The organism is Paenibacillus doosanensis (genome assembly GCF_025060755.1).
In the GTDB taxonomy this organism is placed as follows: domain Bacteria; phylum Bacillota; class Bacilli; order Paenibacillales; family NBRC-103111; genus Paenibacillus_S; species Paenibacillus_S doosanensis.
The window spans coordinates 1-1807 of the sequence record NZ_JANYUY010000108.1; the positions used below are offsets into that span (position 1 = coordinate 1).

Below are 1807 nucleotides of genomic sequence, written 5' to 3' on the forward strand. Positions count from 1 at the left end.
GGTTTATATAACGGCCGCTGTGTCCGTCCCTCGTAATTAGGGGATAATCTCACGAATGCTCACTCATTCGCAGGATTTCTATTGTATTGGATGTCGGTGAAGTTTGGATTGTAGGGATTCTGGCCCATCTCATTGGCTAATCGGCATGCAGGAACAGAGGCAGCGTTCATAACGCTTCCAGTTTTACCCTATTGTGCACTACTCCACTTTGCCTCTGGAGGTTCACCCTCCCATGACTCAACGGGTCTTCGCCCTTACATTCCTTCGTTACACCTGTCCAAAGGTGTGGAGACCGATAGCGTTTACTTGACGGGTCATTGCCCTGACGGACACAGAATTCGGTTCACTGTGCATCCATGATTTGAAATCCTGCAAATGAGTCAATACTCGTTTCTGCTAGGAGACTTTAGGCTGCAGGGATGGCCGCTTCGTGTGCGGAACGGTATTCTTCTCCTCTTTGAACCATACCGATCGTGATGCGTGCCCATTTTCCAATTAACTTAAAGATTGATGCCTGCTTCTTCATCCCCTTCGCTACGTTGTGTTCATGCCATCGCTTGAAATCTTCATTGTATCGAACGAGATTGAGCACGCCCAGGAACAAATATTTACGCAGCATGCTGTCTCCGCGCTTGGAAAGCTTGATTTGTCCTTTGAACTTGCCGGAGGTGCACTCTGCCAGATTCAGACCGGCCCGCCTGAGCAACTGCCGACCATGCGAGTACAAGCGAAGGTCGCCTGCACAACCCAGGAGGGCTGCAAGGGTAATCGTCCCCAGCCCGCGAATACTTTGCAATTGCTGCGCCAACGGCATGTCACCCACGAGGGCCTCTATTTCCCGCTGGATTTCATCGAGTCTCTGAAGGGACTGTTTATACGCATCCAACAACCGCTTGATATCTCGACGCGCTTCTTCCGGCACTCGCTTGTCACCGATGCTGCGTGCGGCCAAAGATAACAGCTCCAGCGCCTTCGCTCTCCCGCTAACGCCTGAGGCCCGTTTCATGCCTTGTTCTTTCCAGCCTGCAATGACCTGCTCTACCGTTAGCCCTTGAAGGTCACCAGGTAGCGCAAACGCGCCGAGCGTCGCCAGCGCACGAGGGACGGTCCAATCTTTGAATACCAGTCTGAACTCAGGGAAGTACAAATCGATCCACCGGACGATGCGGTTACCTAAACGTGTGGCATCCTTCGACCAGAACTCGCGGTCGCTCATGATGGTTTTGATCCGTTCAAAGGCAGTCCCTCGGGGAAGGTAGTCCGTGTAGAAGCCCCGGCTCACCACATCAGCAATGGTGAGTGCATCTTTTGGATCGTTTTTGGAAGGACTGTTGTCCCGATTTTCCTTGTTGCGGTGCGTCGTGACGGGGTTGACCAGCACGACGTCAACGCTCTGCTCGAGCAGCCAGTTGGCAAGATTGAACCAATAGTGCCCCGTGGGCTCCATGCCGACGAGAAGCGAAGACAAGCCGTGTTTAGCTTGTGCTTCTTGAATCCACCGGAGAAATCGTTTAAACCCCTCCCGTGAGTTGGGAAACGACAGGTGACGTGAAGTCAGAGAGCGACCGCGAAAATCCGTCAATTGGGCTACGTGGCTATCTTTCGCGATGTCGACTCCCACCACCGCATGGTGTGGGGTTATACGGTCGATTCGTTGATTTATAGTGGCATTTCGGTTAAACTTCATAATAAGACGCCTCATGATGGGTTTTTAGGGCCTTGACCCGTGACACCCCCATCATACGAGGCGTCCCTGTTTTTGTCCAAGGCCAAATATTAGCCTCTACAGGAATGTTTACTTCCGATC

General features: G+C 52.3%; 1 protein-coding gene. It reads right to left on the bottom strand.

Translation table 11 applies throughout. From position 1 onward, the window contains the following. Positions 1 to 406: 406 nt before the first annotated feature. Positions 407 to 1687 carry an IS110 family RNA-guided transposase gene (locus N0M98_RS33515; RefSeq protein WP_249860577.1) on the bottom strand — a complete coding sequence of 427 codons (1281 nt, stop codon included), beginning with the start codon at positions 1685 to 1687 and terminating at the stop codon, positions 407 to 409. Positions 1688 to 1807 lie beyond the last annotated feature (120 nt).

Excerpts from the sequence above, each read along its gene's own strand:
- N0M98_RS33515 (WP_249860577.1), bottom strand. The coding sequence starts at position 1,687 with ATGAAGTTTAACCGAAATGCCACTATAAATCAACGAATCGACCGTATA.